Origin of the sequence: Xanthomonas sp. WHRI 7064 (assembly GCF_040202355.2) — a bacterium.
Taxonomy (GTDB): domain Bacteria; phylum Pseudomonadota; class Gammaproteobacteria; order Xanthomonadales; family Xanthomonadaceae; genus Xanthomonas; species Xanthomonas arboricola.
Map to the genome: position 1 here is coordinate 112889 of NZ_CP167821.1, position 25266 is coordinate 138154.

Here is a 25266-nt window from a genome sequence, read left to right on the forward strand (position 1 = left end):
CCTCACTCCACGCTGGCGGCGACCAGCCGTTGCCATAGCGCGGCGTTGGCCGCGTGGTCCGGCTCCAGCGTGGACAGCACACTGAGCGCATGCTCCTCCTGCTCGGCGCCGTGGCGGGCGAGCATGGCCAGCGCGGCGGCCAGCCGGCCGTAACGCAGCGCCATGCCGAGCGAGCTGGTGAGCAGGGTGGTGTCGTGCTCGGGGCGTTGCTCGTCCAGCGCGGTGCCCAGCGCGGCGGGCAGGTCCCAGGTGGTGGCAATGGTCTTGGCGACGGCGGCGGTGTGGCGTTCGACCAGCGCGGCGGCCACTTCCAGGCTGTAGGGCAGGCTCGGGCGCTCTGCGTAGGCATCGCGCAGCACGCGCAGGATCACCACCGCGCCCAGGCCTTGCAGCAGGCCGGCCAGCTGCGCCGACAAGGTGTCGCCACCGCGCTCGCGCATGTAGGCGGCCGCGGCGGCGGCGGTCCGCAGGGCATAGTCCCACACCGCCGCCGGCAGGCGTGCGTACAGGCCGCCCTCCAGGCTCAGCACCGGCTGCATCACCGCGGCGGCGACGATCTGGCGCACGCCCTCGGTACCGATATGCACCACGGCCCGCTCCAGGCTTTCCAGCGGGCCGCCCTGCGGGCGATACAGCGCGCTGTTGGCGATGCGTAGCAGGTTGGCGGCCAGCGCCGGGTCCTGCGCGATGATCGCGGCGATGCCGCGGCCGGAAGCATCCGGGTCGTTGACCGCGCGCATCAGCTGCGGCAACAACTGCGGACGGCGCGGCAACAGCTGTGGGCGCAGGTCCACGTGGTCGAGCGCAGCGCCGACCGCCGCCAGCACCGCGGCCTGGGCCGGGTCGGTCGGCAGGTGGCCGTCGGCCAGCGCCGGGGTGGACATCACCGCGGCATACATGCGGCGCAGCAGCGGCTGCATCGGTGGCGGCCCGGACGGCAGGGGCTGTGCTGCAGCGGCGGCATGCGCCTGGGCCTGCTGCGGCGCCCGCACCTGCTCAGCCACCGGCTGCGGCACGTGCGGCGCTCGTGCGGCATGGGTGACGGTGGCAGACGCGGCAGATGCAGCCGTGGTGCGCGCGCGCTGGCGCAGCAGCAGCCAGGCGACGACGCCGGCGAGTCCCAGGCCGGCAAGCAGTCCGGCAGCAAGCAGCAACACAATCACAAAGGTCCTGGAGTCGTCCGATCGGTGCAGCGACTATCCGCGAAGCCGGTGTTGACGGCAATGCAGGCGTGCTGCGGCATGCGATGCCAATGGCGCCCGCCACGCGCGCGCGCCAGGGCCGGATACCGGCAATGACCTGCTGCACTGCAGCGATGAGTGGGGTGTCTTCAAGTTGACTGCTGCGCTGCACGTGGCGCTAACGCCGCAGGCCGCACTATGCGTCACCAGCTGTGCAGCCCTAGAGCATCTAGGCAGCTTAAAGGGTGCAGGCATCCGCAGTTGGACCACTTTCGATACAAAGACACCGCGCACTGCGCGGTGTCTTCGTTTGTGGATGGCGATGGGTACGCGCGCTGTATCGCTTGCGGCGGCATCGCGACAAACGCGCTACAGCGTGCCCTGTTTCCACAGCCGCACGATCGCGGCCGGTGCATGTTCCTCGGGGATGCGCAGCGGTTCGCTGGCACCGTCCCAGGCAATGCTGAAATAACGGCGGTCGCCGCCACCGGCCTGCGGGCGCGGCAGCGCATGCACCAGGCACTGGTCCAGCAAGGTGCGCAGCTGCAGGCGCTGCGCCTCGTCCAGGTCATCCATCACCAGCTGGCGTTCGCGCCGCATGGCGGGAAAGGCGGCCACCCCGCCTTCGCGTGCCAGCCGCAAGGTCACGCCTGCATCCACCGGCGGACGCTGTGGACTCATGCCAGCACGCCCACGTCGCGCCAGGCCTGTTGCACCGCGGTTGCCTCGGCACTGCCGGCGCCATAGTCCGCACCGGCAATGCTGACGGTGAGCGCGGCAAAGGTGGCGAAGTCCGCACCGGCGGCCAGGTTGCCGCCGCTGAGCGCGCGGTACCAGATGCGCCCGGTCTTCTCCCAGGCGTGGCCACCGATGGCCACGGCCGCGCGATAGAACGCGTGATTGGGAATGCCGGAGTTGTAGTGCACGCCGCCATCGTCCTCTTGTGTGTCGACGTAGCCGGCCATGCTGGCCGGTTGCGGATCCTTGCCCAGGGCCGGGTCATCGTACGCCGTGCCGGGCGCGCGCATCGAGCGCAGGCCCACGCCGTTGATGCCGGGCATCAACAAGCCGGCGCCGATGATCCAGTCCGCCTCGCTTGCCTGCTGCTGCAAGGTGTACTGCTTGATCAATACGCCGAACACATCCGACAGTGACTCGTTCAAGGCACCGGACTGGCCCTGGTAGATCAGGTTGGCGGTGCGCTCGGTCACGCCGTGGGTCAGCTCGTGGCCCACCACGTCGATGGCGATGGTGAAGCGGTTGAAGACCTCGCCATCGCCATCGCCGAACACCATCTGCTCGCCGTTCCAGAAGGCGTTGTCGTAGCCACGCTCGTAATGCACGGTGCCGATCAACGGCATGCCGTCGCCGTCGATGGAATTGCGCCCGTACACCGTCTGGAAGAAGTCGTGCGTGGCGCCGAGATAATCGTAGGCTTCGGTCACCGCCACATCGTCGGTGGCGGCAGCGCCTTCGGCACGGACCAGGGTGCCGGGCAGCGCGGTGCCTTGTTGGGCGTCGTAGATCTGCCGCTGCACCGCTTGCGCGGTGGGGGCGCTGGCAGCATCGGCGGCCAGCGCCTGGGCGCGTGCGAGCAGGCCGAGCGCGCGCTGCTGGCGCAGCTGCGCGGTGATCTGCCGCGACAACAGCGCGCACTGACGTGCCCGCTCGGGCGCGGCCTGGGCCACATGGTCCAGCAGATACGGCGGCAGGATGCCGGCACGGCGTGGCGTGACGAATGCAGACATAAGCGACCTCCACAATGGGCTGCGCCCGCGACTATGCCGAGGCCGGCTTTAGGAATTCGTTAGGCCGGTGCACGGTGCGCCGCGTGCAGGCATCGCGATAGGCCTGGCGTTCATTCCAGCTGCGACAAGGCCTGCTGGATCGGCGTCTGCCCGTCGATGAAGCCCACCGTCTTGCCGATGGTGGCCGGCATGGCCAGTGCCGCGGCAATGACCTGCGCCACGTTGGCCCGCGACACGCCGCCATCGGCATCGCTGCCCGGATCGCGGGTGATGCGGCCGCTTGGCGGCTCCAGCGTGAGCCGCCCCGGCCCCAGCACGGTCCAGTCCAGCGTGGTGGTGCGCAGCTGCGCATCGGCGGCGGCCTTGGCCTGCGCGTAGGCGAAGAAGCCATCGTCCGGGCCGACGCCGTGTTCCAGCCCGGCGCCGAGATAAGACACCATCACGTAGCGGCGCACGCGTGCCTGCGCGGCGGCATGCATCGACCGGATCGCCGCATCGCGGTCCACCGCATAGGTGCGCGCCGCATTGCCGCCACCGGCGCCGGCCGACCACACCACCGCATCGTGGCCGGCCAGTTGCGCGGCAATCGCATCGGTGTCGGCCTGTTCGATATCGAACACCTGCGGGGTGGCGCCGTCGGCAATCACATCGTCTGCGTGCGCAGGATTGCGAAACAGTGCGGTGACCGAGTGCCCACCGCGCACCAGCAACGGCGTCAGCAGACGCGCGACCTTGCCATGGCCACCAATCACGACGATACGCGACATTCCAACCTCCAAGACGGTGCGCCATGACGGCGCGGGCTGCACGCATCCTCGCCAACCTGGCGCTAAGGCAGCGTGGATGGGCGTGGAGAGGCGCTTCGCATGCGCATGCACTTGCAGGTGCGTGGATTCGATCCAGCGGGTGCTTGCGTAGTGCGGCGCCATGGCGATCGCCCTGCGCATCACGCGAGCAGGTACGTGCGATGCACCGCATCGACTGGCGGCATCGCGCAGCCTTGCCGGCATCCTCGTCACCGGCATGCAAGGCGTAGATGCACCACCTGCCTGCCGCACATCTGGGACACTACGCGCCACAACGTCCGGAATGCCTATGTCCAACTCAATCGATACCGACCTACGTCCACGCGTTGGCTGCGGCGCGTTCATCCGCCGCGCCGATGGCCGCCTGCTGCTGGTGCAGCGCGGGCGTGCGCCCGAGCAAGGCCATTGGGGCCTGCCCGGCGGCAAGGTGGACTGGATGGAAACGGTGGAACACGCGGTGGTGCGCGAAGTGCTGGAAGAAACCGGCCTGCACGTGCAACTGCAAGGCGTGCTGTGCATCGTCAGCTACTTCGAGCCGGACCTGACGCCGCCGCAGCATTGGGTCGCGCCGGTGTATCTGGCCGCGATCCAGGGCAGCGAGCACGCCGAGCGGCGTGAGCCCGAGGCGATCGCCGACATCGGCTGGTTCGCACTGGACGCACTGCCGTCGCCACTGACCACCTCCACGCTGCAGGCGGTGCAGCATCTGCCACCGACTGCGGCGTCGACACCTGCCGCCTAAGCGCAGCGCTTTGTGCATGCGTCGATGCACCGGCACGCGCCGTAGCGGTGCCGGTGATCGCGATGTCGATGTCTGCCGGATGCAAGGAAACGCATCCACCTGCCTGCGATAGAGAACGCTAGCGCACGCTTGATGCGATGCTCCGATTGCACGCTGTGGTGTGCGTAGTTGCAGCATTTGCGTTACATCGCGTCGTTACATGCAGCGCCATTATCTGCACGCGATGCAAGCCGGCCGCTGACGGTATCCTTGGCGGTTCGACTTGCCTGGGAGGGCACTGCATGACACGTCATTGGTTAAACAAAACGCTGGCGCTCACGTTGATCTGTACCGCGTGCAGCGTGCACGCAACCGCCGCCGAACCGGCACCACCGGCGACCGCATCGGCCCCCGATGGCATCCGGCATGTGCCTGCGTTCGACCTGCCGGTGTCGGAATATCTGAGCCCGGCCGCGCGTGCGCATATGGCCGCCGGGGTGGCCCGCGCCGATCCGTTGGACAAGGCCGACAACGCCACCTTACTCAAGCAATTGCCGAGCATCCGCGCCGACACCGAGCGTTGGGCCAAAGGCGTGATTGCGCAGCTGCGCACGCGCTACGCGGTGGAGATCACGCCCGAAACCTGGAACGGCGTGCCGGTGCTGCGGGTGGAGCCGCGCACGCGCACACCCGAGCAGGCCAAGCGCATGTTGATCGAGCTGCATGGCGGTAGCTTCGTGATGGGCAGCGCGGCCTCGTTCGGCTTGATGGAAGCCATTCCGCTGGCGGCGATGACCGGCATGACCGTGGTCGCGGTGGATTACCGCATGGGGCCCGAGCACCATTTCCCGGCCGCCAGCGAGGATGTGGCGGCGGTGTATCGCGCCGCGCTCAAGAGCTATGCGCCAGAGCGCATCGGCCTGTTCGGTTGTTCGGCCGGCGGCGTGCTCACCGGTGAATCGCTGGCGTGGTTTGCCAAGGAGAAGTTGCCGATGCCGGCGGCGGCCGGGCTGTTCTGCGCCGCAGGCGATGCGCGCTACCGCGGCGATTCGCGCATTGTGGTGGCGGCGGTCAACGATGCCTTGTTGCCGGACAAGGCCGGTGCGTTGCCGATCTGGGAAGACCTGTACTACGGCGACAACGTGGACTTCCACGACCCGCTGGTGTCGCCGGTGTTTTCCGATGCGGTGCTGCAGCAGTTCCCGCCAACGCTATTTCTGACCGCCACGCGTGCTGCCGAGCTGAGCAATGCCGCCTACACGCATGCGCGCCTGGTGGATCTGGGCCGCGAATCGGACCTGCATGTGTGGGACGGCTTGGGGCACGCCTTCCACCTCACCAATGCACTGCCGGAGAGCCAGCAGGCGCTGCGGGTGGCCGCACGTTTCTTCAGCAAGCACCTGGGCCTGCCGCCGCCGCCGCTGGCCGCACCACGCTAACGCCACGCTGACACCGGCTAGGCGCGGCGCTTACATCCTCTCACCTAGGTTGAGGCCGACTGGCGTTGCACATGCAACGCCGTTCTATCAGGAGAATCGAATGAGTCTGCAAATTCCTCAGGGTGCGTTGGTGGTGGTGGCCGATGGCGGCGAAGCGCGCTGGTTCACCAACACCGGTAACGAAGCCAAGGTGGTGCTGCGCCAGCACGCGCGCACCGATGTGCAGAACGTCGACGACGATGGCCCGGCTGGCAAGGCGCCGCAGGATCTCAGCGAGGCGGACATGGACGAAATGACCTTTGCCAAGCAGTTGTCGCATGCCTTGAACGATGGCGCGCTGAAGCACGAGTACACGCATCTGGTGCTGGTCGCCGACCCGACCACGCTGGGTCGCGTGCGCCCGCTGCTGCACAAGGAAACCCAGCAGCGCCTGGTCGGCGACCTGGCCAAGGACCTGACCAACCTGCCGCTGGAAGAGATCCAGCGCGCGTTGTCGTAAGCACACCGGAGCGGCTAGACGATGGGGTTTGTTCGCGACTACGCCACCCAGGCACCCGAACGCAGCGAGGTGGATGCACAGGCCGGTCTGCAGGTGCTGGAATTCGGCACCGACTGGTGCGGCCACTGCATTGCCGCACAACCGCTGCTGCAGAAACTGCTGGGTGGCGTGGCGGCGCTCGACTATCGCAAGATCGAAGATGGAAAAGGGCGGCCCCTGGGCCGCTCGTTCCGCGTCAAGGTATGGCCAACCATCATCCTGCTGCGCGATGGTGTGGAAGTGGCGCGCGCCGTGCGCCCGCAGACGCGCGAGGATCTGCAGCCGCTGCTGTCGCAGCTGGGTGAGGCGCTGGTGTAAGCATGCACCGCGCCTGATCGATGGCGCGCATTACGTCATGACATGCGCAGTGCACTGAGGGCGCAATGTACGCGCCCAATCCGCCAGATGTCTTGAAACAAGCACTTTTCAGCGATGCGCCGCCATCGCTGCTGCAGCGATCTGCGCGCTGTAGTACCATAACGGGCTGATCAAGCCCTTGGGCATTGCCCATCCCTTGGTCGTCTGTCCCGCAGCGTCGCTGAGTCCACGCGGCCGTCCGGGAATGCCTCCGGCGTCATCTTGTGCATGTGCCATTGCCATGCCTGCGTGATGCGCCGTGTCCTGTGCGTTGCCAGGGCGAGCGGGCAGCGATGGCCGCACATGGAGACACAACACATGCACGACACGCGCGCGATTGCCTCGCACTTCGGTTGGTTCAAGCGCCGCCGCCAACTGCAACTGGACGAAGTCACCGTGGTGGACCGCGGCATGCTGCGCAAGGCAGTAGGCGCCGCCGCGCTGGGCAATGCGATGGAATGGTTCGACTTCGGCGTGTACGGCTACCTGGCGGTGACGTTGGGGCAGGTGTTCTTTCCGGCCAGCAATCCCACCGCGCAGTTGATCACCACATTTGCCACCTTCACCGTCGCCTTCCTGGTGCGGCCGATCGGCGGGATGGTGTTCGGCCCGCTCGGCGATCGCTACGGGCGGCAGAAGGTACTGGCCGCGACCATGATCCTGATGGCCCTGGGCACCTTCAGCATCGGCCTGATTCCGTCCTACGCCAAGATCGGTCTGTGGGCACCGGCGCTGCTGTTGCTGGCGCGGCTGTTGCAGGGGTTTTCCACCGGTGGAGAATACGGCGGCGCGGCGACCTTCATCGCCGAATACGCCACCGACCGCAATCGTGGATTGATGGGCAGCTGGCTGGAATTCGGCACCCTGGGCGGCTACATCGCCGGCGCCGCCACGGTGACGGCGTTGCACATGACGGTGACCCAGGCGCAGATGCTCGACTGGGGCTGGCGCGTGCCGTTCCTGATTGCCGGCCCGTTGGGGCTGCTGGGCCTGTACATGCGCATGAAGCTGGAAGAAACCCCGGCATTTCGTGCCTATACCGAGCAATCCGAACAGCGCGAGCGCGAAACCGCCGCGCAGGGCCTGCTGACGATGCTGCGCCTGCACTGGCCGCAGCTGCTCAAGTGCGTGGGCCTGGTGCTGGTGTTCAACGTCACCGACTACATGCTGTTGACCTACATGCCCAGCTATCTCAGCGTCACCATGGGCTATGCGGAGAGCAAGGGCCTGTTGCTGATCATTCTGGTGATGCTGGTGATGATGCCGCTCAACATCGTCGGCGGCATGTTCAGCGACAGGCTGGGCCGCCGGCCGATGATCATCGGCGCCTGCATCGCGTTGTTCGCGCTGGCCATCCCCTGCCTGCTGCTGATCGGCAGCGGCCATGACGGCTTGATCTTCGCCGGCCTGATGCTGCTCGGTCTGGCGCTGGTGTGCTTCACCAGTTCGATGCCGTCCACGCTGCCGGCGCTGTTCTACACCCCGGTGCGCTACAGCGCGTTGTCGATCGCCTTCAACGTGTCGGTGTCGTTGTTCGGCGGTACCACGCCGCTGGTGACCGCCTGGCTGGTGGAGCGCAGCGGCGACCCGCTGGTGCCGGCGTACTACCTGATGGGCGCGGCGGCGATCGGCCTGGTGACGATGCTGTTCGTGCGCGAAACCGCCGGCCTGCCGCTGCGCGGCTCGCCGCCGGCGGTGGCCACCGATGCCGAGGCGCGCGCATTGCTGCGCAGCGACAGCCCGGTGACGGTGGATGCGCAGCTGCCTGGCAGCACGGCGCCTGCCATGGGCCAGCCGCACACGGCGTAAGCGGACCCGGCGTGAGCGAGCGGTCCGCTATGTCGCCATCGGGGACGACAGTTGGCACGCCAGGGCGCGTGGCTTGATGGATGGGCGTCTACCGTGTCGCCCTCATGCCAGCGGGCGGCCGTGACATCAGCCGCCACTAGCGCAGCGTGCGACCGCCGCTGTCGGGCAGCTCGGGGTCGTGCATGTCGGCCGACGGCATGCCTTCGCCGGTTTCCACATAGCGCTTGAGGCTGCTGCCCAAAAAGAAGCGCCAGCCGCGTGCGCAGGCTTCCTTGCAGGGCGAGTCGCGGTAGCCGGAATGTTCGAACTCCACCTGCGTGCCCTGGCTGGTGGAACGCAGGTCAAAGCGCATCACCGTGCCCTTCCAGGCATCGGTGTCGAGCATGTTGGAGGCGTGGCAGCGCCAGCGCACCAGGCGGTAGTCGGCACCGTCGTCGATGCTCAGCTCCACCCGCCAGCCCTGCCGGCTCCAGTCCAGCCGCACCCGGTTCTCGACCAGGCTCACCTCGCGCGTCCACCAGCGCGCCAGCTGCATGGGCTCTGACAAAGCGGCGCAGACCACTTCCGGCGCGGCCGCAATGACGATGCTGTGGCGGATCTCACGATTCATCTGATCGGCATTCGCTGCTTGAACCCCGATGATGGCGCATTTTGCCAGCCAATTGCAGGGTAGTGTTTTTCGCTTGCCGAGTTCGCTCGTCCGGCGCTCACATGGCGCTGGGTACCATCGGCGCAAGCCCCCAACGACGAAGAGCAGGCATGACGACGCTTCCGATCCCGGTGATGGATGTTGCCGCGCAACGCGATCTGGCCACCGCGCACGCGCTGTTGGAAAACCCCGGCGTGGCCGCTCGACTGGCCAATGCAATGGGCGCGCCGATCGAGAGCCTGATCACCCGACGGCTGCCGAAGCTGGTCACCCGCAGCATCGACGGTGTCACCCGCCGCGCGCTGCAGGTGGCGATGAAATCGGCATTACTGAGCCTGCGCGGCACGACCGATCTGCAGCAGCCTGCATCCACCGCACGCCACACCATGGCGGTGGCCGTCGCTGGTGGTGCGGGCGGATTCTTCGGCCTGCCCGGGCTGTTGGTGGAGCTGCCGGTGACCACCACGGTGATGCTGCGCTCCATCGCCGATATCGCCCGTTCCGAAGGCGAATCGCTGCACGATCCGGAAACCGCGCTGGCCTGTCTGGAAGTGCTGGCGCATGGCGGGCGCAGTGTCAGCGACGACGGCGCCGAATCGGGCTACTTCGCGGTGCGCGCAGCAATGGCGCAACAACTCAGCGCTGCGGCGCATTACGTCACCGCGCACGGCTTTGCCAGCAAGGGCGCACCGGTGCTGGTGTCGCTGGTGTCGCGCGTTGCGGCCAAGTTCTCGGTCAATGTCGGCGAAAAACTCGCCGTGCAGGCAGTGCCGTTGGTCGGTGCGGTGAGCGGCGCAACCCTCAATACCGTGTTCATGCGCCACTTCCAGGCGATGGCGCGCGGGCACTTCATCATGCGCCGGCTGGAGCGGCGCTATGGCGAGGATGCGGTGCGACGTGCGTATGAGAAATTGACCAGCTAAACGGTGATAAGGCACCGGACCCGCAAGGATGGGGACAGATCCTTGCGATCCGGTGCCACTTTCAGCTGATTAGCAGACGATGTTCCTGCCTGAGTTCAGAGCGGTTGCGGTGTACAGAGTGCGCGCGCACTCGCCGAGCCGATGAACTGATTGTTGGCGTCGCTCACCATTACATTGGCGGTGATGAACGTACTGCTGCGTGGGCAATAGAAGTTGCAATCTTCGCTGTTGTTGCAATTTCTGGGGAAGATGGCGCCAGCAGTATTGTTGAAGGTCCATGCATATTTGAATGGCGTTGGTGATCCCGGGCTATCTACGCCAGCCCAGCAATAATCACTGCCTGTGCAGTCGAGTATTACAGTGGAAGCTTGTGCATTTGCAGTGGGTGCGGCAGCAAAACTCGCAGCAATCGCTAGGAAACTCGTGGTCAAAAAAGCAACGGCCTTGTTCATGCAGATCTCCTCTGGAGTATGTCCCCGCGTCATCATGCACAAACGATAGCGAGGCATTTGGGATGGGGATCGCTAAATCGATGGGCATGCGCCTGCGTGAAAACCACCGATGAGCGCATGAGCTCGCTGGATGTTTTGCATCCATAATGCAGAGATGTCCTGACGTTTCTCTCGATGCTTCCCATGACCAAGCCGTTCTCACCAGCCTCTGCACGCAACCGCGACCCGATCCTGGAGGTGTTGCAACGGCACTTTGCCGACCGCCGCAATGTGCTGGAAATCGGCGGCGGGACCGGGCAGCACGCGGTGCATTTTGCGGCGGCGATGCCGTGGTTGCGCTGGCAGGCCAGCGATCATGTCGACCATCTGCCGGGAATGACGCAGTGGCTGGACGAGGCAGCATTACCGAATACGCCGCCACCGATTGCATTGCAGGCGGTGCTGACGCCGACCACGGGCCTGGCGCCCACGCCGCCATTGCCGCCTGCGCAGGCGGGCGAGCCTGCCGGCTACGACGCGGTCTACAGCGCCAATACCTTGCACATCATGGGCTGGCCGCAGGTACAGGCGTTGTTTGCGGGGCTGCCGGCGGTGATGGCGCCGGATGCGCTGCTGGTGGTGTACGGGCCGTTCAACCGCGATGGCCAATTCACCAGCCAGAGCAATCGCGCGTTCGATGCGATGTTGCGCGAACGCGATGCCGCATCGGGCATTCGCGATGCCGAAGCGGTGGATGCACTGGCGGCGTCGGTGGGCTTGCAGTTGATCGACGATGTAGCGCTGCCGGCGAACAACTGTTGCCGGGTGTGGTCGCGCCAGTCGCGTTGAAAGTGTCGCCGAGAGATTGCTGATGTTGCAGCACTGCTGTTTTCCAGTGCGGTGGAGTGCCAAAGCCCTGTCTGACAGCGCACCGCACGCGAGCCTGCGCTGATGAAGTGGCCGTGCGCTGCGGCAGTCAGCGCCGGCGTCGCTCCAGCCACCACAGTGCTGCGGCCAGCGTGAGCCAGGCCAGCAGCCAGGGCCAGCGGGCGCCGGGTTGTGCTGTTGGCGCGCCGAGGCTTGCGGGCGTGTCGATGGCGGCCATGGCAACGGTGGCGTCGCGGGTCTGCTGGGTGTGCAGCGCGGGGGCATCGCCGGGCGCGCGGACATAGAGCCAGCGCTGTTCGGTGCCGGCCTGCAGACGATGCCAGCCTGCGTCGGCCGGCCAGTAGGCGGCGCAGGCCCGCGTGCCGCTGGCGGGATCGATCAGCAACGCTTGAGATGCGCCGGTAGGGCCGGTGACAGCTGCGTCCGCGGCGATACCGCACAGCGTCATGCGGTGCTGCGACCAGCCTGTCTGTACCGCAGCGGGCGCGTTGCCGCCTGCGCGGGCGACAGCGCTCACCAGCTGCGCCCACAGCGCGGCATGCAGGTCGCCGCGGCCGGCCAGGACCAGGGCGAAGCTGTCTTCGATCAGGCCGATGCCGATGCGGCCGCGGCCTTGCGGACGCCACCAGCCCAACGCGCTGCCGTCGTCTGCGCGTGCGGCGATCACGGCGTCGGCCTGTTGCGGCTGCAGGGTGCGGCGTTGCAGGGGCGGTAGTGGCGCGGCGTCGGCCGGCGCTGCGGCTGGGTCGCTGGCGCCGGGCGATGCCAGCGAGCGCGGCGCGGGGACCGCTGCGCTGGTGCTGCCGCCTGTCACGGCCAGGCCCAGCTCGCCGAGCGCGGCGCGGGCGGCAGCATCCAGGGGGCCGTCGGTGCGCACCAGCACGCCCAGGCCGCGGCCGATCGCGGCGCGCACGCCCTGGCGCTGCGCGTTGCCCAGGGCGACCAGGCGGCGCTGGTCGATGACCAGCAGGTCCAGCGCATCCAGGCTGGCCGCATCCAGCGCAGCACCCTCGCCCAGTTGCACGCCCGGGCCGACGGCGATCTGGCTGCGCACCTGCATGCCGGCATCGCTGGCCCAGCGGCGCAGGTATTTCAGTTCCGGCTGCGGCGCGCCCGCCAGCAACAGCACGCGTGCGGACGGCACTGCGGCGATCAGCACCGGCACCGGCACGCGGCCGCGTTCGGCGCCTGCGCCATCGCGCAGGCGCAGCGCGAACAGCAGCTGCCCCGGTGCGCGCGCCAGGCCACGTAGCTGCACCTGGCCGGCCGTATCGGCGGCGGCGGTGTCGACCACCTGCCCGGCCGGGTCCAGCAGCTCCACCCGCGCGCCCGGCAGGCCCTGCACACGCGCGCTGATGGCGATGCGTTCGCCGGGTGCGGCCGGCGGCGGCGTGGAGACGGCGACCAGACCGGTCGGCAGCGGAGCCAGCGCCAGCCGCACAGGGACGCGCAGGCCGTCGCGGTCGCGCGCCGGCAGGCCGCTGCCATGCACGACCAGCGCGGTGGTGCCGGGCGCGCGCCGCAACGCGGTGGCCAGGTCTGGGACGCGTGGCACGCTCGGCAAGGCGGGCGCTTCGGGCAGGGCGACCCACGGCGCAGCAGTCGGGCGAACCTGGTCTGCCTGGGTGCCCGCGGTGGCGACGTGCAGTTCGCTCGCACTACCGGCGCGCGGCGGCGGCAGCAGCACCGGGTAGAGCAGGCCGGCCAAGAGCGGTTGGGCGGCGAGCAACAGCCACAGCCGGGCGCGCGTGCGTGGTTGCCGGGCATGTGCGCGCAGCAGCCGGAACCAGCTCAGCATCACCAGCAGCAGCAAGGCACTGCCGACCAGCCAGGGCAGCGCGAGCGTCATGCCTGCGGCTCCGCTTGCGTGCATCCAGCCCGCCGTGGCCCCAGGCGCCGGGTTGCCGCGCGCGGGTGCAGCAGGCGCACGCTGCCGCGTGCGGTCAGCCGGGGCGGTGGCAGCATCATGGTTGCGGCTCCTGGCGCAGGGCATCCAGATAGCGCTGGCCGCGCGCGTCGGCAGGGGCGCGGCGGTGCAGCGGGGCCGGCGGGGCGACCAGCGTGCGCCAGACCTGGGCGCGCAGCTGGGCGCGGCAGCTGGCGCAAGCGGGTTCGGCGCGCAGGGTTTCCACCGCCGCGGCCAGGCCCAGCGGATCCTGCAGGCGCTCCTGCTGGGTCTGCAGCCACTGCGCGTAGCGGGCCAGGGTGGCGTCGGGCACCGGAGCCTGCTCGCCGAGGGCGTCCCACAACTGCAGCGCCGACGGGTCCGGATCCGGGCGGCTGTCCAGGCCGGCGGCACGGTCGCCCAGGCCGGCGCGGTCGCCGCTCAGGCGGCGGCCGGGGTCGATCGGCGGCAACTGCGTGCCGACCCGCGCCAGGTAGATGCGTTCGGCCTGCTGCACCTGCTTGATGAAACCCAGCGCCTTGTTGGCAAACGGCAACGCACGCTCCGGGTGGCCCTGGCGCAGCTCGCCCTCGGACTGCCACATCTGGTCCAGCGCGGCGCGCAGCAGCGCGCGGGTCTGCGGGTCGAGCAGGGTGGCGGCTTCGGCGTGGTCGTGGGTGTGCCCGAACTCGGACAGCACGTCCTGCGCCTGGCCGAAGCCGCCGCGCTCCGGCGCCCCGTCGCCATGCGCATGGTCGTGGTCGTCCAGCGCGGCAGCGCCGGCCTCGGCGGCATGGTCGTGCGCATCGTGCCCGTGTTCGTCCCGGGCGGGCGCGGGCGCCGCAGGCGTTGCCGGCGCATCCGCGGTGGGCATGTCGGCGGTGGGCAAATCGTCGGCCGGGGCGTCGCTGGTTGGCGCCTCGTCGGCGGTCGGCGGGCCCTTGGGCGCGCCTTCGCTTTCTTCGCCCAGGAACTGGCCGTAGCGCAGCCGCAGCAGGCGCTGGTCCACGCCGATGGCGTCGGCGCGCTTGAGGTAGGTGGCCGGGTCCAGGCGCGGCTTTTCCTTCAGCAGCGCCTCGGCGTCGATGATGATCTGGCGCTGGCTGCGGAAGTAGGCCGGCAAGGTCTGCTTGACGTTGGCTTCCAGGCCGGCGGCCATGGTCTGCTCCGGCGGTGGCCAGCGCAGGATCAGGCTGGCGCTGCGGCCTTCCTGCGGGCCGGGCTGGCGGGTGTCGCGCACGATGAGCTGGGCGATCAGGTCGTCGCCGGCGGCCATGCCCAGCGCCTGCGGCTGCAGCGTGGTGGAAAAGCCGCGCAACCGGGCCGGGCCGCTGCCAGTGAGGGTGCGGCGCTGGGTCTTGAAGGTGATGTTTTCGCCGCTGCCCTGGGCCAGGGTCAGGCGCAGCTCGGCGCTGGCGGCGACCGCGTAGTCGTCGCTGGCTTCGAAGCGCAGCGTCCAGCCTCGATTGCCGGTCTGGGACGGAGTCCACAGCACCAGGCTCTGTTCGGGCGCCAGCACGCGCACCTGTGGCGGGCGGTCTGGCAGCACGTCGAGGCGATGCAGCTGGCGGTCGGCCGGCGCGCCGTCGATGAGGATGCGGTACAGGCTGGCGCGCTCGGCAACCCATTGGCCCTGCCATCGATCGGTGCTGCCTTGCCGGGCCAGCGCGATGCGGCGGCCGTCACTGAGCCGTAGCGCCACGCTGCGCGGGGCCGGGTTGACCTGCAGCTGCCAGTGCAGCCGGGTGCCGGTGGGGACACGCGCATCCAGGCCGGGCAGGGGCGCGGGCGGCAGGCCGGTGTAGGCGGGCGGGGTGCTGTGCAGCCGCGCCTGACCCAGGGTGGGGGCGCCGGTACCGGCGCGTGCGGCGGCGATCCGGTCGTTGCCTGCGGTGGGCCGGTGAGCGGGGTGCGGCCACAGCAGCACCGCGGCGCAGGCGAGCAGGCCGGGCAGGCCCCATGCCCAGGCGCGCCGCCAGGGCCAGGCCGGGCGCAGATCACGCGGGGTGCTGCGCAGGCGTTGTTCCAGGCGCTGGCGTTGCAGGGCCTGCAACGGGCCGAGCTGCCCGGCCGGGGCGAACAGCAGGTCGCTGCTGTCTTCCAGATCCGCGTCGCGATCCAGCCGGCGGATCAGCCAGGTCTGGTCGAGCCGGCGTGCTGCCAGCAGCGCCACGCCGATCAGCACCAGCAGGCCCAGGAGCAGCAACGGCAGGATCGCCGGCTGCGTACCGGTGCGCCACACCAGCAGCGCCGGCAGCACGGCCAGCGGCAGCCCGCACAGCAGCACGCCTGCGGCCTGCCGTCGCCGCGCGGCCTGCCAGGCCTGGTGCAGGGCAGGCGTGCTCATGCCGCGTTGCTCCGGCGGGGCGCGGTGGCCAGCCAGCGTTCGATCGCAAACAGCAGCAGTACCAGGCCGATCAGCCATGGCGCCAGCGGCCAGGGGGCATTGACCAGGCGGATGGCGGGGCCGCGTTGCGGCTGCTGGGTCTGCGCCAGCGCGCGCTGTGGTGCGGGTGTCGACAGCAGGGCGTCGTGCAGGCGGGTGGGGAAGTCGGCATCCAGCAGCGCCGGCAGCCGCTGCGGCTGCAATGGCGCGGCCCAGCGCAGCAGGCGGCCGCGGCCAACCGTTGCGGCATCGATCAGCGCGGCGCCGTGTGCGTCCTGCAGCAGCGCTTGCAGCGGGCCCGCCAGTGCGGGCGGGGCCGGCGTCTGCGCATCGAGCAGCAGCTGCCCGCCGGCCGCGACCCAAGCGATGACCGGCGCCGGCGGTGGGCGCTGCGACAGCCAGGCCACCACCGTGCCGGCTGGCCAGCGCGCCGGCTCGGCCGCGCCGGGGGCGCTCACCGGCAGCGCGCCGGGCAGTGCCCAGGCGGCATGCACGGCGCGCAGATAGCGCAGGGCCGGCTCGGTGGGGGCATCGGCGATTGCCTGCAACCGCAACGGTGGGACGGGCGCCACCTTGGCAAGCGGCGACTGGCCGGGCAGCACCTGCCAGCGCACCTCGCGCGACAGCTGCAGGCGTTGCGCATCCAGCGGCCCCCACTGGCTGGGCACGATCACACTCAGCGCGGTGTCCGGCGGCAGGCTGGCATCGAGTTCGCGCAGCAGGCTGCCGACCGGCGGCGCGGTGCCGGCGGGCGTGGCGGGTGGGTGTGTGGCATCGGCAGCGATCGGCGGGAAGCCTGGGGCCAGCCACACCCACTGCGCGTTGGCCGCGTGGCCGAGCGCCCGGGCCGCGGCCAGATCCACGCCGGGACTGACCGCAATGCGCGGGCGCGCTTGCTGGTGGTCGCGCAAGGCCGGCTCGGCCAGCAGCAGCGCCACTGCGGCCAGCAGCAGCAGGCGCACCAGCAGCAGCGGCCATTCGTCGAAACGCAGCCGATGCCGGGGCCGAGGCTGCGCGCGCAGCCAGCGCAATGCGGCAAAGTCGGTGGGCCGGTGTTCGCTACGTCGGGCCAGATGGATCAGCAACGGCAGCAGCAGTGCGGCCAACGCGGCCAGGCCGGCGGGGAACAGCAGGAGCAGGTTCATTGCTGCGCTCCCTCAGCTGCGGTGTTGGCGCCGGTGCGCTGGCTCATCGCCGCGCACCGTGTGCAAACAGCTCGCGCAATGCCGCATCCGGTGGCGCATCCAGATAATGCACCGCGTGCGCAATGCCGGCCGCCTGCCAGCGCGCCTGTAGCGCGCGCTGGGCAGCGCCGAAGCGTTGCAGATACGCAGCGCGCATCGCGGTGCCGTCGCCGAGCAGTTCTTCGCCGGTTTCCGGGTCGTGGAAGCGGTGCCCGCCGCTGAAGGGAAAATCGCGTTCGTCGCAGGTCAGCACCTGCAGCTGCATCACCTCGCGGCGTGCGGCGGCGAGTTTTTCCAGCGCGCCGAGCAGGTCCTGGTCGAAGCCGTCGCCGATCGACAGCACCAGCGCATGGGCGGCGATGCGTTCCCACAGCGGACGCAGCGCGTCCATGCCCGGCCAGCGCCCACCGGCGCGCAACCCGTGCAGGGCCAGCCAGAGCCGGTCGCGCTGGCGCGGCCCGCCACCGGCCGGCACGGCCACCAGGCCATCGCCATGCACCGCGAACAGGCCGACCTGGTCGCCTTGCCGCAGCGCGACCTCGGCAGCGCACGCGGCCAGGGTCGCCATCGCCTGCAGGCGCGTGACCTGCGGGCGCGCCTGGTCGGCCTGGCCGGCGGAGGCGGTGGCGTCGAGCAACACCCACAGCGTCAGCGGGCTTTCGCGCTCGGCCTCGCGCACGAAGAACCGGTCCGAGCGGGCGTAGAGCTTCCAGTCGATCTGGCGCAAGGCATCGCCGGGCTCGTAGGCGCGGTATTGCGAGAATTCCAGCCCGGCGCCGCGGCTGCGGCTGGCGTGCTGGCCGATCCCTTGCGCGCCCTGCGCCTGCCGCGCACGCAGCTGCAGGCCGCGCAGGCGGCTGCGCAGCTCGGCGGGAATCAGTGCAGGCACGTCCATGCTCACGCCGCAACCCGCCTCACGCCGGGAACGGCACGGCGCGCAGCAGCGCGGCGACCACATCGTCGGCGCTGCGTTGCTCAGCCTCGGCGGCGAACGACAGCAACAGGCGATGGCGCATCACCGGCGCGGCCAGCGCGACGACATCCTCGCGGGTGGCGGCAAGGCGGCCATGCAACAGCGCACGCGCCTTGGCCGCCAGCACCAGCGATTGCCCGGCGCGTGGGCCGGCGCCCCATTTGATCCACTGGCGCACGTCCTCGCTGGCCTGCGGGCCGGGGCGGCTGGCCCGCACCAGGCGATTGATCCAGGTCAGCAGATCCGCGCCCACATGCACGTGCCGCACCTGTTGCTGCAGCGCCAGCACGCTGTCGGCGTCCATCACCCTGGGCACCTGCGCGCTGCTGGTGCCGGTGGTCTGGCTGAGGATGTCGCGCTCTTCCTGCTCGCTGGGATAGTCCACCCGCACATGCAACAGAAAGCGGTCCAGCTGCGCTTCCGGCAACGGATACGTGCCGGCCTGTTCGATCGGGTTCTGCGTGGCCAGCACGAAGAACGGCGCCGGCAACGCATAGGTGGTGCCGGCGTAGCTCACCGTGCGCTCGCTCATCGCCTCCAGCAGCGCGGCCTGGGTCTTGGGTGGGGTGCGATTGAGCTCGTCGGCCAGCAGCAGGTTGGTGAAGATCGGCCCCTGCTGGAACCGGAACTGGCGATGCCCGGTGCCGTGATCCTCTTCCAGCAGCTCGGTGCCGAGAATGTCGCTGGGCATCAGGTCCGGGGTGAACTGCACGCGGCGGAACTGCAGCTCCAGCGCCTGCCCTAGCGAGCGCACCAGCAGCGTCTTGCCCAGGCCGGGCGCGCCTTCCAGCAGGCAGTGGCCGCCGGCGAGCAGGCCGATCAGCAGTTGCTCCACCACCGCGTCCTGGCCCACCACCGCCTGCGCCAGGGCCGCACGCAACGCGCCGAGTTGGGAGAGCTGCCGGGTGAGGGTGTCGTCGTTGGGGGAAGTCATGGGAACCGTCTCGTTGTGGGACTGCTGGCGTAGGAGCGTGCGATGCGGCGTTAGCGCTAAGGCATCGCGCGCCAGCGCGCTCCTACAGGGGGGTTTCAGTTGGTCAATGCATACATCACGATGTTCACTGCGAACTTGGTGTTGTCTTCGGCCAGGAAGCGTTTGTTGCGCCAGTCGTAGTCCCATTCGCAGCCGTAATCCTTGTTGCTGTACAACACGCCGAGCCGGCCGTCGATGCTGATGCCCCTGAGATAATCGTGCACCAGGTCGTCGCCCCAGCCATTGAGTTCGAAACTGGTGGCCGGCGGGCCGTCGGGGAATTTGAAGAATGCGCTGTAGAGACGGTGGTTTTTGGGCAATTTCTGCAGCGCGGTCTTGCCGAAGATGGAGGCCATCTGCGCTTCGAACGAGGTGGCGAACAGTCCGTCGATATCGTGGTTGCAATCGTCCACGAACACGAAGCCGCCATTGCGCACATAGCGCTCGAAGTTGCGCCGCTCGGCGGGATTGAACTCCACCAACTTGTGCCCGGACAGATAACAGAACGGCGCCTGCAGCATGCGCGGATCGGCCAGGTCCAGCACATGTTCCTGCGGGTCCACGCGCAGCTGGGTGTAGTCGATCAGCGAGGTGATCAGGTTGGACGGCATGCGCGCATCCACATCCCAATCGCCCGAGTCGTAGCGCAGCCGGGTAAACCAGAAATCGTAATTGCCCGCCGCCCGCGCCTGCCGCGGTAGCGCCAACGCAGCGACGCTACCGAGCAGCAATCCAAGGAAATGACGGCGCGTCGCGGGCGCCGCCAGGGCGTGTAGACCGGGAACGGGATGTGCAGGAAAACCATCGGGCCACGAAGAGCTTGCTCCGCTCTCCCATTCCCGATTCCCCACTCCCGATTCCCGGCTCTCAGTCACACCGCATCCGACAACGAGGTAAACGTAAAGTCGCGCAGCCGCATCGGCGGAATCATCATCACGTAGCTGGATTCATCGCCGGCCACGCGTACCGGCCTGCCCAGCTCGTCGATGTTGTTGAGCATGATGATCGGCGATTCGTTGAAACGGAAATTCTTCACCGGGTACTTGATCTGCCCGTTCTCGATGTAGAAGGTGCCGTCGCGGGTCAGCCCGGTCAGCAGCACGGTCTGCGGGTCGACCATGCGGATGTACCAGGTGCGCGTGACCAGGATGCCCTTCTCGGTGCCGCGCACCAGCTCGGCGATGTTCTTGTCGCCACCGGCCATCAGCAGGTTGCCTGGCTCGCCGACCGCGCGCTTGCCGTTCTTCTGCGCCCAGAACCGCGAGTACTGCAGGTTGGCGATCTTGCCGTTCTCCACGATCGGCATCTTCTCGCGCGGCAGGCCTTCCTCGTCCCACGGCAGCACGGCGGCACGCGCATCCCACGGGTCGGCGGTGATGTTCACGCGCGGGTCGTAGACCTGCTCGCCCAGCTTGTTGCCGCCGCCCTTCTTGGACAGGAAGCTGCGGCCCTCGTCGGCCATGCGCGCATCGAAGTAGCGCATCATGAAAGAAATCAGGCCTGCCGCCGCTGCCGGCTCCAGGATCACCGTGTACTTGCCCGGTTCCAGCGCCTTGGCTTCGGACGAGTCGCTGGCCTTGCGCATGGCGATGCGGATGTCCTGCTCGGCCTTGAAGTCGGCGGCATCCTTGAGGTTGCGCCCCACCCAGCCCGAGCCGCGGCCGTCTTCGGTGCGCACGGTGCAGGTGTAGTCGAAACGCGCGCCACGCTGGTAGCCGAAGTTGCCCTTGCTGTTGGCGAACGCGGTAAAGCTCTGGCCATCTTCCAGGAAGCCGGCCGCGATCAATCCCTTGCCCTTGCACGGAGCGATCGAATCGGCGGCCACCTGCGCGCGGAACGCCGGGTCGATGGCGGCGGTGGATTCGCTGAAGGTGGGGCTGGGCCTGTAGGTCTGCTTGTCCACCGCCGGCATGAACTCCGGGTTTTCCGGCGCCAGCCGCGCCAGGTCTTCGGCACGCCGCACAACGCGCTCCAGCGCGGCGTCGTCGAACTCGTTGATGGTGGCGATGCCCACGCGCTTGCCGAACGCCACCTGCACCTGCAGGTCGGTGTTGTCGACGATGCCGCTGGTGGACACGTTGTTGAGTGCGAAACGGATATTGCCGTCGATCGAGCCGCTGAGCGTGGCGGTGCACTCGTCGGCCTTGGACAGCTTGATGACCTTGTCCAGGATGGCCTTGGCCTGCGCTTCGGTAAGGATGCTCATGTGGGTTTCTCCTGTCAGCCGAGCGAGCGGGCGGTGTTGATGACGTTGATGCCGTCGAAACGGGCGGTGGACGAGCCATGCGAGACCGCCGAGGACTGGCTCGGCTGGCCCTTGCCGTCGAAGAACGAGCCGCCCAGGCGGTAGTCGCGTTGATCGGCCACCGCGCTGCAGGCGTTCCAGAATTCCGGCGTGCGGATCTGGTAGGCCACGTCCTCGAGCATGCGGGTGATCGCGCCGTTCTTGATCTCGTAGAACAGCTGGCCGCCGAACTGCGCGTTGTAGCGCTGCTGGTCGATGGAGAACGAGCCGTCACCGATGATGTAGATGCCGTTTTCCACGTTCTTGATCAGATCGCTCACGCTCAACGGTGTCTTGCCGGCGGCCAGCGACACATTGGCCATGCGCTGGAACTGCACGCTCGACCACGAGTCGGCGTAGCAGCACCCGTCGGAGGCGGTCTTGCCGAGGATATGCGCCTGGTCGCGGATGGCTTGATAGTCCACCAGCTTGCCGTCGCGGATCAGGTCCCACTGCTTGGTCTTGACGCCTTCATCGTCGTAGCCCACCGCGCCCAGGCTGCCGGGCTGGGTCTTGTCGGCCAGGATATGCACCTTGTCGCTGCCGTACTGGAAACCGGCCTTGAGCTTGTCCAGCGTGGCGAAACTGGTGCCGGCGAAATTGGCCTCGTAGCCGAGCACGCGATCCAGCTCCAGCGGGTGGCCGACCGACTCGTGGATGGTGAGCCAGGTGTGCGAGGGGTCCAGCACCAGATCGTACTTGCCCGGCTTCACCGACGGCGCCTTGAGCTTTTCCTGCGCCTGTTTGGCCGCGGCGATCGCGTCCTCCTTCATGTCGTAGGACAGGCCGTAATTCACCACGCCATTGGGCGAGACGAACTTGCCCGCGGCGGCGCCATCCAGATACTCGTAGCCCAGGCCCATCGGCGCGGACAAGCCGTCGCGGGTGCGGAACTTGCCGCTGGCCTTGTCGATGGCGGTCACGCTCAGCGGCGCCCAGATGCGGTGCACGTCCTGGTCGATATACGAGCCGTCGGTGCTGGCAAAGTATTTCTGCTCGTTGACCACGAACAGCATCGAATTGACGAAGTTGGCGCCGGCAGCGGTGGCGGCAGCGTTGACGCCCAGCAGCAGGTCCACCTTGTCCTTGATCGGCACTTCCATCGCGTTTTTCTTGATCGGCGTCTTCCAGCTGACCTCGCCCACGCCCGGCGTGGGCGCCAGCTGCACCGGCGTGCCCTGCACCTTGGCATTGGCCTTGGCGATCGCGGCGGCCTGCGAGGCGGCCTTGGCCACGCCCTGTTCGGTGAGCTCGTTGGTGGCGGCAAACCCCCAGGCGCCCGCCACCAGGACGCGCACGCCCGCACCGATGGATTCGGTGTTGACCACGTTCTGCACCTTGTCCTCGCGGGTGATGACGAACTGGCGCAGATAACGGCCGATGCGCACATCGCAATAGCTCGCACCGGCCTGGCGCGCGGCGTTGAGGCCGGCATCGGCCAGGCGCTTCTTGCGGCCCACATCCAGCTGCGTCACCAACTGCTCGGCGGCGATCGCCTTGCCGAAGTAGGCGGGCACGATCAGCCCACCCATGGTCAGCCCGGTCAGGGCCAGGAAATCACGTCGCTGCACGGCAACTCCCCAATGATCCCGCGCGGCGCGCAGGTAGTGTGGTGACGCACAGATCGCTATCTGCGCGGTATCGCCGATTCTTGCCGGGCGATGAACGCTGCGTCAAATGACTTTCGGCAGGGGTCCGTGCGCAAACGCTGTACCCGCATGAAGCGAGTAGCGCAGCAGGCCTGCGCGTGTGGCGAGCGCTGCTGACCGGCTGCGATGGATGTGGCCGCGCGTTGAGAGCTCTGGATGTCAGGCATGCGTGGTTTGTCTGCGATCGTGCATGTGCGATCCGCAGGTCGTCGGGGGCGGTGTTTGCTTCATGTGGGTCTGGCTGAAAGCGTTTGGTCTGCGGCTTGGTTGCAGGGCCCTTGCCCGCCCACCATCGCGGGACACGCCGCGAGTACGTCCGTGTAGGCTCTTACGCGGCATCCATGCCGCGTAAGGTCCCGCGACGGTGGGCGGGCAAGGACCTGTCGAGATGGTCGGCGCGCATGGTTTTCGATAAGGCAACCGACGGACTTTCTGGTGCGGTGTCCTCGCAGCGTTCTCGACGCTGTGGGTTTGTTGCGTGGCCCTCGCCCGCCCACCATCGCGGGACACGCCGCAAGTACGTCCCTGTAGGCTCTTACGCGGCATCCATGCCGCGTAAGGTCCCGCGACGGTAGGCGGGCAAGGACCAGTCACGATGGTCGGGGTGCATGGTTTTAAACAAGGCAACCAATCAACTGTTTGGTGAAGGCACCGCGCCCTCTACCGACCAGGTTCCCTCAACCCAAGGCGCGCGCGGTGTTGATCACGTTGATGCCATCGAAGCGCGCGGTGGACGACCCGTGCGAGACCGCTGATACCTGGCTGGGTTGGCCCTTGCCATCGAAGAACGAGCCGCCCAGGCGGAAATCGCGTTGATCGCAGACCGCGCTGCAGGCATTCCAGAATTCCGGCGTGCGGATCTGGTAGGCGCCGTCTTCCACCAGACGCGTGACCTGGCCGTTCTCGATTTCGTAGAACAACTGCCCGCCGAACTGCGCGTTGTAGCGCTGCTGATCGATCGAATACGAGCCGCGCCCGTGGATGTACAAGCCGCGCTCGACGTTCTTGATCATGTCGGCAACAGCCAGCGGCGCCTTGCCTGCCGCCAGCGAGACATTGGGCATGCGCTGGAACTGCACGCTGGACCACGAGTCGGCATAGCTGCAGCCATCGGACGCGGTCTTGCCGAGCAGATGCGCCTGATCGCGCGTGCATTGGTAATCGACCAGGATGCCGTCCTTCACCAGCTCCCACTGCTTGCCCTTGACGCCCTCATCGTCGTACCCCACTGCGCCGAGGCTGCCGGGCTGGGTGCGGTCGGCGACGAAGGTCACCGCATCGCTGCCCCAGCGGAAACCGGCATCGCGCTTGTCCAGCGTGGCAAAACTGGTGCCGGCGTAATTGGCCTCGTAACCGAGTACGCGATCGAGCTCGAGCGGGTGGCCCACCGACTCGTGGATGGTGAGGAACAGGTTGCTGGGGTCGATCACCAGATCGTATTTGCCCGCCTTCACCGACGGTGCGGTGAGTTTGGCGCGTGCCTGCTTGGCGGCGGCGATCGCATCTTCGCGCGCGTCGTAACTGTGGCCGTAGCCGATGAGTCCGCCAGGCAGCTGGTGCTTCTGGCTGGCATCGCCATCCAGGTATTCGTAGCCCATGCCCATCGGCGAAGACAGCCCGTCGCGGGTGCGGAACTTGCCGCTGGCCTTGTCCACCGCGGTGACGGTGAACGGTAGCCACAACCGGTGCACATCCTGATCGATGTAGGAGCCATCGCTGCTGGCGAAGTACTTCTGCTCGTTGATCGCAAACAGGCGCGAAGCCACGAACGTGGCGCCGGCATTGAGTGCGGCCGCGTTGACGTCCATCAGCAGCGCCACCTTGTCCTGCAGTGGCACCTCCATTGCGTTCTTCCTGATCGGCGTCTTCCAGCTGACCTGTCCGGCCGGCGTCACCGGCGCCAGCTGCACCGGCGAGCCGCCCAGCCGCGCGTTGGCCTTGGCGATCGCCACCGCCTGGCGCGTGGCGGTGGCCACGCCATCGCTGGTGAGCGTGTTGGTGGCCGCAAACCCCCACGCGCCATCGGCCAGCACGCGCACGCCCACGCCGCTGGATTCGGCGTTGACCACGTTCTCCACCTGCGCCTCGCGGGTGATCACGAACTGGCGCAGATAACGGCCCACGCGCACATCGCAATAACTGGCACCGGCTGCCTTTGCGGTGCTGAGCGCGGTATCGGACAAGCGACGGCTGCGCGCGGCATCGTTGGGTGTGAGCAACTGCTCGGCCGCGATCAGGCGCGTGTTCGGCAGCAGCAGCCCGGCAGCACCAATGCCTGACAGGGTGAGGAAGGTACGACGGTCCACGGCGGTTCTCCGTTGAAGGCCAGCGGCACGACTCCCCGCCGCGCCAGCCCCCGAGACTGGCCCGTGCAGGCGACGGCGGTCAAGGGGGCGGTGCCGGCATGGCGTCAGGCAGCTCCAACTGCAAAGCAGGAGACGC

General features: G+C 68.3%; 22 protein-coding genes. 7 read left to right on the forward strand and 15 right to left on the reverse strand.

Annotated elements, in window-relative coordinates:
- Window positions 1–2 precede the first annotated feature (2 nt).
- From ABQY74_RS00460 to ABQY74_RS00475, 4 genes are all read right to left on the reverse strand, one after another.
- Window positions 3–1163: an HDOD domain-containing protein gene (locus ABQY74_RS00460; RefSeq protein WP_160955020.1), complete on the reverse strand. Its 1161-nt coding sequence runs from the start codon at window positions 1161–1163 to the stop codon at window positions 3–5.
- A gap of 387 nt (window positions 1164–1550) precedes the next feature.
- A complete protein-coding gene (locus tag ABQY74_RS00465; RefSeq protein WP_026064425.1) occupies window positions 1551–1862 on the reverse strand; it encodes a protealysin inhibitor emfourin in 312 nt (103 codons plus the stop codon).
- Window positions 1859–2929, reverse strand: coding sequence for a M4 family metallopeptidase (locus ABQY74_RS00470; protein ID WP_349792854.1), 1071 nt, complete (start codon window positions 2927–2929; stop codon window positions 1859–1861). The genes ABQY74_RS00465 and ABQY74_RS00470 overlap by 4 nt, the downstream gene beginning before the upstream one ends.
- 110 nt (window positions 2930–3039) lie before the next feature.
- Window positions 3040–3696 (reverse strand): SDR family oxidoreductase, encoded by a 657-nt coding sequence (locus ABQY74_RS00475; RefSeq protein WP_104544289.1) that lies wholly within the window; start codon window positions 3694–3696, stop codon window positions 3040–3042.
- Window positions 3697–4018: 322 nt separating this feature from the next.
- Between ABQY74_RS00475 and ABQY74_RS00480 the strand changes: the two genes are divergently transcribed.
- The 5 genes from ABQY74_RS00480 (at window position 4019) to proP (ending at window position 8599) form a co-directional block, all read left to right on the forward strand.
- Entirely contained in the window at window positions 4019–4477 is a 459-nt protein-coding gene (locus ABQY74_RS00480) for an NUDIX domain-containing protein (RefSeq protein ID WP_228960798.1), read from the forward strand.
- Window positions 4478–4758: 281 nt separating this feature from the next.
- A complete protein-coding gene (locus ABQY74_RS00485) occupies window positions 4759–5895 on the forward strand; it encodes an alpha/beta hydrolase (protein ID WP_228608236.1) in 1137 nt (378 codons plus the stop codon).
- A 100-nt stretch (window positions 5896–5995) separates the two neighbouring features.
- Entirely contained in the window at window positions 5996–6394 is a 399-nt protein-coding gene (locus ABQY74_RS00490; RefSeq protein ID WP_016902952.1) for a host attachment family protein, read from the forward strand.
- Window positions 6395–6415: 21 nt separating this feature from the next.
- Complete coding sequence (locus ABQY74_RS00495) at window positions 6416–6751, forward strand: thioredoxin family protein (RefSeq protein ID WP_349792857.1); 336 nt, start codon at window positions 6416–6418, stop codon at window positions 6749–6751.
- A 357-nt stretch (window positions 6752–7108) separates the two neighbouring features.
- Entirely contained in the window at window positions 7109–8599 is a 1491-nt protein-coding gene (gene proP, locus ABQY74_RS00500) for a glycine betaine/L-proline transporter ProP (protein WP_349792859.1), read from the forward strand.
- Between the two features lie 136 nt (window positions 8600–8735).
- Here the strand turns inward: proP and ABQY74_RS00505 are convergent, their stop codons facing one another.
- Window positions 8736–9209, reverse strand: a complete 474-nt coding sequence (locus tag ABQY74_RS00505) for an SRPBCC domain-containing protein (protein WP_104562078.1) — start codon at window positions 9207–9209, stop codon at window positions 8736–8738.
- A gap of 173 nt (window positions 9210–9382) precedes the next feature.
- On the opposite strand from ABQY74_RS00505, the gene ABQY74_RS00510 reads away from it, so the two are divergent.
- Entirely contained in the window at window positions 9383–10171 is a 789-nt protein-coding gene (locus ABQY74_RS00510; protein ID WP_349793131.1) for an EcsC family protein, read from the forward strand.
- A 95-nt stretch (window positions 10172–10266) separates the two neighbouring features.
- Here the strand turns inward: ABQY74_RS00510 and ABQY74_RS00515 are convergent, their stop codons facing one another.
- Window positions 10267–10623 carry a hypothetical protein gene (locus ABQY74_RS00515; protein WP_126961714.1) on the reverse strand — a complete coding sequence of 119 codons (357 nt, stop codon included), beginning with the start codon at window positions 10621–10623 and terminating at the stop codon, window positions 10267–10269.
- 183 nt (window positions 10624–10806) lie between these two features.
- On the opposite strand from ABQY74_RS00515, the gene ABQY74_RS00520 reads away from it, so the two are divergent.
- Window positions 10807–11451: a DUF938 domain-containing protein gene (locus ABQY74_RS00520; protein ID WP_349792861.1), complete on the forward strand. Its 645-nt coding sequence runs from the start codon at window positions 10807–10809 to the stop codon at window positions 11449–11451.
- Between the two features lie 127 nt (window positions 11452–11578).
- On the opposite strand, the gene ABQY74_RS00525 is transcribed toward ABQY74_RS00520, so the two are convergent.
- The 9 genes from ABQY74_RS00525 to ABQY74_RS00565 form a co-directional block, all read right to left on the reverse strand.
- Window positions 11579–13339: a carboxypeptidase regulatory-like domain-containing protein gene (locus ABQY74_RS00525; RefSeq protein ID WP_349792863.1), complete on the reverse strand. Its 1761-nt coding sequence runs from the start codon at window positions 13337–13339 to the stop codon at window positions 11579–11581.
- Between the two features lie 115 nt (window positions 13340–13454).
- The gene (locus ABQY74_RS00530) at window positions 13455–15722 is read right to left on the reverse strand and encodes a hypothetical protein (protein ID WP_349792866.1); all 2268 of its coding nucleotides are present in this window, start codon (window positions 15720–15722) and stop codon (window positions 13455–13457) included.
- Window positions 15719–16906 carry a BatA domain-containing protein gene (locus ABQY74_RS00535; protein WP_349792867.1) on the reverse strand — a complete coding sequence of 396 codons (1188 nt, stop codon included), beginning with the start codon at window positions 16904–16906 and terminating at the stop codon, window positions 15719–15721. Before ABQY74_RS00535 ends, ABQY74_RS00530 begins: the two co-directional genes overlap by 4 nt.
- A 43-nt stretch (window positions 16907–16949) precedes the next feature.
- Window positions 16950–17846 carry a DUF58 domain-containing protein gene (locus ABQY74_RS00540; RefSeq protein ID WP_349792869.1) on the reverse strand — a complete coding sequence of 299 codons (897 nt, stop codon included), beginning with the start codon at window positions 17844–17846 and terminating at the stop codon, window positions 16950–16952.
- A 13-nt stretch (window positions 17847–17859) separates the two neighbouring features.
- Window positions 17860–18852, reverse strand: a complete 993-nt coding sequence (locus ABQY74_RS00545; protein WP_024940482.1) for a MoxR family ATPase — start codon at window positions 18850–18852, stop codon at window positions 17860–17862.
- 95 nt (window positions 18853–18947) lie between these two features.
- Entirely contained in the window at window positions 18948–19766 is an 819-nt protein-coding gene (locus tag ABQY74_RS00550; RefSeq protein WP_349792871.1) for a DUF4159 domain-containing protein, read from the reverse strand.
- On the reverse strand, window positions 19763–21097 hold the full coding sequence (locus ABQY74_RS00555; RefSeq protein ID WP_024940480.1) for a TldD/PmbA family protein: 1335 nt from the start codon (window positions 21095–21097) through the stop codon (window positions 19763–19765). Before ABQY74_RS00555 ends, ABQY74_RS00550 begins: the two co-directional genes overlap by 4 nt.
- A gap of 14 nt (window positions 21098–21111) precedes the next feature.
- Window positions 21112–22746, reverse strand: coding sequence for a TldD/PmbA family protein (locus ABQY74_RS00560; protein ID WP_161961326.1), 1635 nt, complete (start codon window positions 22744–22746; stop codon window positions 21112–21114).
- A 755-nt stretch (window positions 22747–23501) separates the two neighbouring features.
- Window positions 23502–25130 (reverse strand): TldD/PmbA family protein, encoded by a 1629-nt coding sequence (locus ABQY74_RS00565; RefSeq protein WP_349792874.1) that lies wholly within the window; start codon window positions 25128–25130, stop codon window positions 23502–23504.
- Between the last annotated feature and the right edge of the window lie 136 nt (window positions 25131–25266).

Coding starts and splice junctions, on each gene's coding strand:
- ABQY74_RS00465 (WP_026064425.1), bottom strand. CDS start 1,862: ATGAGTCCACAGCGTCCGCCGGTGGATGCAGGCGTGACCTTGCGGCTG.
- ABQY74_RS00475 (WP_104544289.1), bottom strand. CDS start 3,696: ATGTCGCGTATCGTCGTGATTGGTGGCCATGGCAAGGTCGCGCGTCTG.
- ABQY74_RS00510 (WP_349793131.1), top strand. CDS start 9,383: ATGGATGTTGCCGCGCAACGCGATCTGGCCACCGCGCACGCGCTGTTG.
- ABQY74_RS00515 (WP_126961714.1), bottom strand. CDS start 10,623: ATGAACAAGGCCGTTGCTTTTTTGACCACGAGTTTCCTAGCGATTGCT.
- ABQY74_RS00485 (WP_228608236.1), top strand. CDS start 4,759: ATGACACGTCATTGGTTAAACAAAACGCTGGCGCTCACGTTGATCTGT.
- ABQY74_RS00490 (WP_016902952.1), top strand. CDS start 5,996: ATGAGTCTGCAAATTCCTCAGGGTGCGTTGGTGGTGGTGGCCGATGGC.
- ABQY74_RS00480 (WP_228960798.1), top strand. CDS start 4,019: ATGCCTATGTCCAACTCAATCGATACCGACCTACGTCCACGCGTTGGC.
- ABQY74_RS00530 (WP_349792866.1), bottom strand. CDS start 15,722: ATGAGCACGCCTGCCCTGCACCAGGCCTGGCAGGCCGCGCGGCGACGG.
- ABQY74_RS00520 (WP_349792861.1), top strand. CDS start 10,807: ATGACCAAGCCGTTCTCACCAGCCTCTGCACGCAACCGCGACCCGATC.
- ABQY74_RS00505 (WP_104562078.1), bottom strand. CDS start 9,209: ATGAATCGTGAGATCCGCCACAGCATCGTCATTGCGGCCGCGCCGGAA.
- ABQY74_RS00525 (WP_349792863.1), bottom strand. CDS start 13,339: ATGACGCTCGCGCTGCCCTGGCTGGTCGGCAGTGCCTTGCTGCTGCTG.
- ABQY74_RS00495 (WP_349792857.1), top strand. CDS start 6,416: ATGGGGTTTGTTCGCGACTACGCCACCCAGGCACCCGAACGCAGCGAG.
- ABQY74_RS00535 (WP_349792867.1), bottom strand. CDS start 16,906: ATGAACCTGCTCCTGCTGTTCCCCGCCGGCCTGGCCGCGTTGGCCGCA.
- ABQY74_RS00555 (WP_024940480.1), bottom strand. CDS start 21,097: ATGAGCATCCTTACCGAAGCGCAGGCCAAGGCCATCCTGGACAAGGTC.
- proP (WP_349792859.1), top strand. CDS start 7,109: ATGCACGACACGCGCGCGATTGCCTCGCACTTCGGTTGGTTCAAGCGC.
- ABQY74_RS00470 (WP_349792854.1), bottom strand. CDS start 2,929: ATGTCTGCATTCGTCACGCCACGCCGTGCCGGCATCCTGCCGCCGTAT.
- ABQY74_RS00545 (WP_024940482.1), bottom strand. CDS start 18,852: ATGACTTCCCCCAACGACGACACCCTCACCCGGCAGCTCTCCCAACTC.